The following is an 8,331-nucleotide window of genomic DNA, read 5'->3' as shown; positions in this document are numbered from 1 at the left end:
AGGCATATATTGATCATCAATGCACAAAACTATCAATAACCACACGGGGGCAGGTGGGTGTTTTGGTTATTTATGGGGTATCATTTGTTGCATCATCATTTGTTGCATCACTTTCCGGCGCCCGCTGCCGTCCGTAGGCAGAGGGTAATACATTATACTCTGTTTTAAAATACCGGGAAAAGTATTTGGGATTATTGAATCCTACTTCATACGCAACCTCTGCCACGGTCAGCTGACTTTTTTCCAGCAGCTGTGCTGCGCGCTTAAGCCGTATAGAACGGATGAACTCAATAGGCGTTTTGCCGGTAAGGGATAAGATCTTTTTGTAAACGGATACGCGGCTCATGTGCAGGGCGCGGCTCAGGTCCTCCACGGAAAAGTCGGCATCCGCTAAATGTTTCTCCACCACCTGCAAGGCCTGTTGTATAAACTGTTCGTCGGCAGATGAAATGGCGATGGTGCTGGGATTCGCTTCTATTTTTTCCCGGAACGACTTTTTCAGGCTGGCCTGCTGGGCAATCAGGTTCCGGATGCGCGACAGCAGCACCTCAAAGCTGAATGGTTTGGTAATAAAATCCGTAGCGCCCTTTTCCAGCGCTTCCAGCTGGTCGGCTTCCGTAGTGCGGGCAGTTAGCAGTATCACGGGCAGGTGCGCGGTGCGCTGGTTGCCCCGTATGCGGCGGCACAGCTCCAGCCCATCCATTACCGGCATGCTTACATCGCTCACCACCAGGTCGGGCAGGGTTTGCTGCAAAATTTGCCAGCCGCTTTGCCCGTTCTCCGCGGTTATTACCTGGTAATGCAGGCCCAGGTTATCTTTCAGGTAAAAACGGAAATCCTCATTATCCTCTACCAGCAATACCAGCGGCTTTTTACCGGAGCGTACAGGCATGGGCGTTACCGGAAGGGGCGCGGCAGGGGAGGGAGCTGCGTCCCCGCTCGCAACCAGTGCAGGTTGTGCTCCATTGGTTCTTACCGGCAGCTGTATGGTAAAGCAGCTGCCCATTTCAGGCGCGCTGTCTACCGTAATGGCGCCGCCATGCAGCTTTACAAATTCCCTGGTAATGCTTAATCCAATGCCGCTGCCCTGGTTCAGCAGGGAGCCTTGCCCCTCATGCTGGAAAAATCTTTCAAAGATGCGTTCCTGCTGTTCCGGCGGCATACCAATGCCGGTATCTTTTACCTGGATGATGAGGATCCTGCCGTCTTCGGCCAGCTGCAGCTCTACTGCCACACTGCCCAGCTCCGGCGTAAATTTAAAAGCGTTGCTCAGCAGGTTAAAAATGATCTTTTCTATCTTATCCGCATCATAGGCCATAACCAGGGTATTCACCTGGCTGCGGAAATCCAGCTTCACCTGTTTCTTTTCAGAAAGGTCAGAGAAGGAGGCGGTGAGCTCGCGGATGAAGGCTACTATATCGCCTTCCGCAGTATGCAGCTTTATTTCCTGCACCTCCATTTTACGGAAGTCCAGCAGTTGGTTCACCAGGTTTAGCAGGCGGCGGGCATTCCGTTGTATCAGCTCCAGCTGTCCTTTTGTGCCTTCTTCCTTTGTGCCTTTAATGATCTTTTCCAGCGGGGTAATGATCAGGCTTAAGGGTGTTCTGAACTCGTGGGATACGTTGGTGAAAAAACGGATCTTCAGCGCATCCAGCTCGTGCATGCGGTGCGCCTGCTGTCTTTCCTGTTCAATGCGGAAACGTAAGCGTTCCCTTTCCAGCATCAGCCGCCGTGCCAGTAACAGCGCACCTAATATCAGCACACCATATAATAAAAAGGCCAGCGGTGTTTTCCAGAAGGGAGGTAATATTTTAATATGCAGCTCCAGCGGCTGGCGTGTCCATACGCCATCATTATTAGAAGCTTTTACGTGAAAAACATAATCGCCCGGGTCCAGGTTGGTGTAGGTGGCTTTACGCTGGCCGCCATTGGTGGTAAGCCATCCTTCATTAAAACCTTCCAGCTTATAGGCATAGCGGCTTTTCTCGGGGTGAAAATAGCTGAGCGCCGCAAACTCAATGGAAAAAACATTCTCCTTATACTTCAGTGTAATTTGCCGGGTAGCAGAAATATCCTGCTGCAGCAGCACACGGCCGTTTATTTTTTCACCGGCATTTATACTTTTATTAAATACCTGGAAGTCTGTTAACACCAGGGGCGGCACATTTTTATTTTGTGTAATGGTATGCGGGTAAAACAGGTTAAACCCGTTGCCACCGCCAAACAGCAGCTCGCCACGCCGCGTTTTTAACGCTGCATTTTCATTGAACTCTTTACCCTGCAGCCCATCTGCCGCATCATAATTTAAAAACCGGAACTTACCATCCCTGATCGTGAGGTTAGAGAGCCCGTTGGGAGTGCTCATCCAAAGGTTATGATCATTATCTTCCAGTATATTCAGCACTGAATTATCCGGCAATCCATCTTCTTTGCGGAAGATGCGGGATTGTTTCAGCTGAGGGTCGTACAGGTTCAGTCCTTCCCGGGTGCCTATCCAGATCCATCCGCGGCTGTCTTCAAATAAACAAATAACATTGTTGTTGCTCAGGTTCTTGTTATAGGTTGTAAAACGCCCGGTTTGGGCATCGCGGATCTCTACCCCGTTATCAGTACCTATCCACAGGTTGCCTTGTTTATCTTCCAGCAGGGCGGCAATATAATTGGAGTGAATGGAGTTGGGCTGCCCCTTACGGAAAGGGTGGAATTGTTGCGTGGCGGGATTAAACAGGTTCAGGCCTGCGCCTAAAGTGCCTACCCATAGCTGGCGGCGGCTGTCTTCAAATATTTCCCATACGCTGTTATTGCTCAGGGATGCCGGGTTGGCCGGGTCATTTTTATAATGCACAAACTGCCCGTTGGCAAAGCGGTCCAGCCCACCAAAGTAAGTGCCTACCCAAAGCTGTTGCTGCCGGTCAATCCACAGGCTTACCACCACATCGCTGCTTAAGCTGCCTGCATTGTGTGCATCATGCCGGTACTGTGTATAGGTATTGGTGTTACGGTTAAAATAAATGAGCCCGCCGCCGTTGGTGCCTATCCACAGGTTACCGGCGGCATCTTCCACAAAGCGGTTCACATCGTCATACGGCAGGCTTTGCGCATTCAAAGGCTGGTGCTGGTACAGCGGGAATTTTACAATATCCTCATGATAATAGCTGATGCCTTTTTTATAAGTGCCCACCCATATAATGCCGGTATTGTCTTTATACAGTATGGTAATGCTGTTCTGCGAAAGGCTTTTGGGGTTTTCCGGCTGGTTCACTTCATAGTGTATGCTTTGCCGTTGTTTGTCAATAATATTCACCCCGCCATGATCGGTGCCTACCCATATGCGGCCCTGGTTATCCTGTACCACGCCGCGTACAATATTATTGTTCAGCCGTATAGGCTGGCTGTTCTGATCGTAATGTGAGAAAGCCTGTGTACGCTGATTAAAATACCATATGCCCTGCGCATCATTAATGCTGTAGATCCACAGGTCGCCTTCCCGGTCGGCCAGCAGTGCGTAGCGTTGCGGAATGCCTTTACTCTGGCGGTATAAAAGATCATTACGGTAGCTGATACGTTTGCTGCGCCCGTCCATTTTTTCAAGCATGCCGTTGCTGTGCAGCAGCCATAAATTATTATCTGCGGCGGGGGTAACAGCTGCCAGGCTGTTGTCGTAAATAGTGCTGCTGTCTTTTGTATGCTGTATATGTAAAGCCGGCGTTTTGCCTGCTGCAGCATAATACAGGCCATTGGTGGGATGAATGAACCAGTATCCATCCTGCGCATCGCGTACAATATCATTTACCGCTGTGTCGGGGATGCCCAGTTGCTGCAATACCGGTTGTGTGGAGAGGAAAGCATCCCTGGCAGGATCGTATACATGCTGCCCGTCGCGCGCATAGATCCATAGCAGCCCGCCGGGCGCTTCGGTGATACGTTCTATAAAATTATCCGGCAGGGAAGCAGAATCGCGTACATCATGCTTAAAGATGCGGAAGGTGTAACCATCATAACGGTTCAGTCCCGATATGGTGCCAAACCACATAAACCCTTTGCTGTCTTTGAAGATACAGTTCACCTGGTTGTTGGAAAGCCCCTGGTCAATATCAATATGGGAAAACTGGTAAGGCGGTGCTTGTGGAAAAACGCGCAGTACCGGCAGCAGTAATAACAGGAAAAATATAACAGTGTATCTTCTCATGAAGTGGGCAAATGCCATAGCGGCTCCATTTCTTGTACTGCCCTAAAATTAAATTAAAAAGGTCGAAAGAATTCGACCTTTGTGCTAAATTCCACGTTATGGTACTCAGGTCCATAATATTATATGGTAAAAGTAACCCCTTGTTCAAACATTGACCGGTATTTTTACGCAAACGATTGCATTTTACAGGTCCGTGACCATAGCGGGTTTGGAACAGACCTTATTGCCGCTTGATTAGTTTAATTTTCCATCAGTTTTTGTGAAAATAGAATGCAAACGAAGTTGTATTTTGTATGCTCCAACTTATGTAAACTGATGCAACTGAAACTATTACCGGCCCTGCTGTTATTGACGGGCATTGCTACGGCGCAACAACAAGGAAACACATTAAAGCTATGGTATCAGCAACCTGCAAAGGAGTGGACGGATGCTTTGCCGGTGGGCAATGGCCGCCTGGGCGCCATGATCTTTGGAGGAACAGGTGATGAGCTGATCCAGCTAAATGAAGCTACCCTTTGGTCCGGCGGACCGGTAAATAACCAGGTGAACCCCAATGCGTATAAACATTTACCCTCTATACGCGCCAAACTTTTTAAGGGCGATTATGTTGCCGCTTACGAAGAGCTCAAAGAAATGCAGGGCCTGTACAGCCAGTCGTACCTGCCTTTGGGCGATATTCATATTAAGCAACAGCTGCCCGGCGCGCCGGCGGCTTATTCCCGGGATCTGAATGTGGCCGACGCCATTGCCGGCACCGCCTTTACCAGTAACGGTGTAGGTTATACGAGAGAGATCTTTGCTTCCGGGAAAGACCAGGTTATTGTGATCCGGCTAACAGCAAATAAAAAGCAGCAACTGAACTGCAGGATCAGCGCAGGCAGCCCGCTGCGGCACCAGCAGCTGGTAAGCGGCCAGCAGGAAATAACGCTGAAGGGAAAAGCGCCTGCACAGGTCGATCCCAGTTATGTGAACTATAACAAGGAGCCTATTATTTATGAAGATACCAAAGGCTGTAAAGGCATGCGCTTTGAGCTGAAGCTGCGCGCCAGCAGTTCAGATGGCAGCATAAAGGCCGATACCGGCGGTATCACCATCAGCAATGCTACGCAGGCAGTGATCTTAGTGTCCGCTGCTACCAGCTTCAATGGTTTTGATAAATGCCCCGATAGTGAAGGCAAAGATGAGCACAAGCTGGCCACCGCTTATTTACAGGCAGCTGCACAGCTTCCCTTTAATGAGCTGCGCAGGCGTCATGTAGATGACTTTCATCATTACTTTAACCGCGTAAGCTTTACCCTGCCGCCATCACCCGGCGAAGACCGCACCAAGCTGCCTACAGACGAGCGTTTACGCCGTTATGCTACCGGTGCGCAGGATGCTCAGCTGGAAGCCCTGTACTTCCAGTTTGGCCGTTACCTGTTAATTTCCAGCTCCCGTTTAAATGGCGTGCCTGCCAACTTGCAGGGCATCTGGAATAAAGAGCTGCGCGCACCCTGGAGCTCTAACTACACCATTAATATCAATACACAAATGAACTATTGGGCTGCGGAAGCCGTGAACCTGCCGGAAATGCACCGCTCCCTGTTAACGCTTATACAAAATGTGGCCAGCACCGGGCGTTATACCGCCAAACATTTTTACAATACCCGTGGCTGGGCTGCTAACCATAACACCGACATATGGGCGCTTTCCAATCCCGTAGGCGATCAGGGCAAAGGCGATCCGCAGTGGGCCAACTGGCCTATGGGCGGAAACTGGCTGTGCCAGCACCTTTGGGAGCATTACCGTTTTACCGGTGATAAAAAGTTCCTGCGCGATACTGCTTATCCCATCATGAAAGCAGCCGCGCAGTTCAGCCTTGACTGGCTGGTGAGCGACGGTAAAGGCCACCTGGTAACAGCGCCTGCTACCTCGCCGGAAAACAGGTTCATTACAGAAACCGGCGTAAAAAGTTCTGTTTCTATAGCAAGCACCATGGATATGTCTATTATCCGTGACCTGTTCAGCAACTTGGCGGATGCGGATTCCATTCTGCAAACCGATATGGCTTTCCGCGATACTTTGCTGCAAAAGAAAAGCAAGCTGCTGCCATTGCAGATAGGCAAAAAGGGTAACCTGCAGGAGTGGTATAAGGATTGGGAAGATGAGGATCCGGAGCACCGGCACATCTCGCACCTGTTTGGCTTATTCCCCGGCAGGGAAATTTCCCCGCTTACCACACCCGCATTTGCAGATGCCTGCAAACGTACGCTGGCCATCCGTGGCGACGGTGGCACCGGTTGGAGCAAAGCCTGGAAGATCAATGTATGGGCGCGTTTGCTGGATGGCAACCATGCCTACAAGCTCTTACGCGAGCTGCTGAAAATAAGCAGCAACGACGCTACCGACTATCATAACGCCGGCGGCACCTATTCAAATTTATTTTGCGCACATCCGCCGTTCCAGATAGATGGTAACTTCGGCGGCACTTCCGGTATCACCGAAATGCTGCTGCAAAGCCAGCTGAATGCCATACAGCTGCTGCCTGCCATCCCCGATGCCTGGGCCAGCGGAGAGGTAAAAGGGCTGGTTGCCCGCGGCGGTTTTGTTATTGATATGGAATGGGCCGATGGAAAATTAAAAAAAGCTACTATACTTGCAAAGAATGGTGGCCCCTGCCGCCTGAGGACACTGCAGCCGGTAAAAGGCAGCAACAACCTGGCCCTCAGCGCATTGAAAGGGGATGGTACCGGTTACCTGTACACGTTTAATACTACTGCAGGTAACGTATATACGTTAATAGCAGAATAGTGATCTAAACTGGGTTCAGACAACATTATGAAAACCATATTCCTTGTACTTATCTATGCCGGCTTATTCGTTCATATTACTGCTGCACAGCAAAACACGGGTAAAATAGACCGGCATGCGCTGGTAACACGGCACAATGTAAGCGTACAGCGTTTTGATTCACTGTCGTCCCTTTCTGTGGGCAATGGTGAATTTGCTTTTACCGTAGATCCCACCGGCCTGCAAACCTTCCCTGAATATTTTGAGCGGGGCGGCGTTCCGCTGGGCACCGAATCAGAATGGGGCTGGCACAGCTTTCCCAATACCTACCGCTATCAGCGCAGCGAAGTGTGGAAGAACTATAAAGTGAATAACCGGCAGGTGCCTTACCTGTATGCGCATGATAAAGGCGGCCGGCAAAAAGATGCATCTGACTTTTTGCGGGCTAACCCCCACCGCCTGCAGCTGGGCGTGGTAGGGCTCAACATCCTGAAAAAGAACGGGATGCCCGCGCAAATAGAAGACATAAAGAACATACGCCAGGAGCTGGACTTATGGGAAGGGGAGATCCACAGCTATTTTGAAGTGGAAGGCGTGCCTGTTAAGGTACGCACGGTTTGCCACCCCCAGCTGGATATGATAGCCGCTAACGTAGAATCCCCGCTGGTAGCACAGCACCGGCTCAGCGTGCATATACGTTTTCCTTACCCTGCCGGCGACTGGGAAGGCACGCCCGATTTTCAGCATCCCGACAAGCACAAAACCAGCTCACGGTACCTCAACGACCGGCAGGTGCTGTTTGAGCGTGAGCTGGACCAAACTTATTACAACGTAATATTACAGTGGAACGGGGATGAGGCTTTGCAGAAAAAAGCGCCGCATGACTATTTACTGAACCCTTTAGGGGAGGAGGAGATGCTGGCCTTTAGCTGCCACTTTACACCGGCCGCAGCCCCCGCGCCTAAAGCATCCAATCAGAGCGGTCCTTTCAATAATAATTTTACGCTGGCCGATCAGCGCATCAGCACTTTAGCACATCAGCATATCTGGGGCGACAGCCGCGACGACTGGCAACAGTTCTGGGAAACCGGTGGTGCGGTAGACCTTTCCGGTAGCACCGATCCGCGGGCAGCAGAGCTGGAGCGGCGTATTGTACTGTCACAATACCTTACCCGCATACAATGTGCCGGTAATACACCGCCGCAGGAAACAGGCCTTACCTACAACAGCTGGTTCGGAAAATTTCACCTGGAAATGCATTGGTGGCATGCCGCACATTTTGCTTTATGGAACCGGCCGGCCCTGCTGGAAAAAAGTTTAGCGTGGTATGGCACCATCAAAGATAAAGCCCGGGAAACCGCTGCCAAACAGGG

Annotated in this window: 2 protein-coding genes and 1 pseudogene; 2 read left to right on the top strand and 1 reads right to left on the bottom strand. The window is 50.6% G+C overall.

Translation table 11 applies throughout. From position 1 onward, the window contains the following. Positions 1–70: 70 nt before the first annotated feature. Positions 71–4,189 carry a hybrid sensor histidine kinase/response regulator transcription factor gene (locus VIM87_RS07965; protein ID WP_331996469.1) on the bottom strand — a complete coding sequence of 1,373 codons (4,119 nt, stop codon included), beginning with the start codon at positions 4,187–4,189 and terminating at the stop codon, positions 71–73. A 315-nt stretch (positions 4,190–4,504) separates the two neighbouring features. Between VIM87_RS07965 and VIM87_RS07960 the strand changes: the two genes are divergently transcribed. Together VIM87_RS07960 and VIM87_RS07955 are read left to right on the top strand one after the other, a co-directional pair. Next, the gene (locus VIM87_RS07960; protein WP_331996468.1) at positions 4,505–6,979 is read left to right on the top strand and encodes a glycoside hydrolase family 95 protein; all 2,475 of its coding nucleotides are present in this window, start codon (positions 4,505–4,507) and stop codon (positions 6,977–6,979) included. 27 nt (positions 6,980–7,006) lie between these two features. Next, positions 7,007–8,331: pseudogene (locus tag VIM87_RS07955) on the top strand (hypothetical protein); the annotation flags it as partial.

This window comes from Chitinophaga sp. (genome assembly GCF_036569125.1).
Classification (GTDB): Bacteria; Bacteroidota; Bacteroidia; order Chitinophagales; family Chitinophagaceae; genus Chitinophaga.
This window is presented reverse-complemented; position numbering and strand designations above follow the sequence as displayed.

Excerpts from the sequence above, each read along its gene's own strand:
- VIM87_RS07960 (WP_331996468.1), top strand. The coding sequence starts at position 4,505 with ATGCAACTGAAACTATTACCGGCCCTGCTGTTATTGACGGGCATTGCT.
- VIM87_RS07965 (WP_331996469.1), bottom strand. The coding sequence starts at position 4,189 with ATGAGAAGATACACTGTTATATTTTTCCTGTTATTACTGCTGCCGGTA.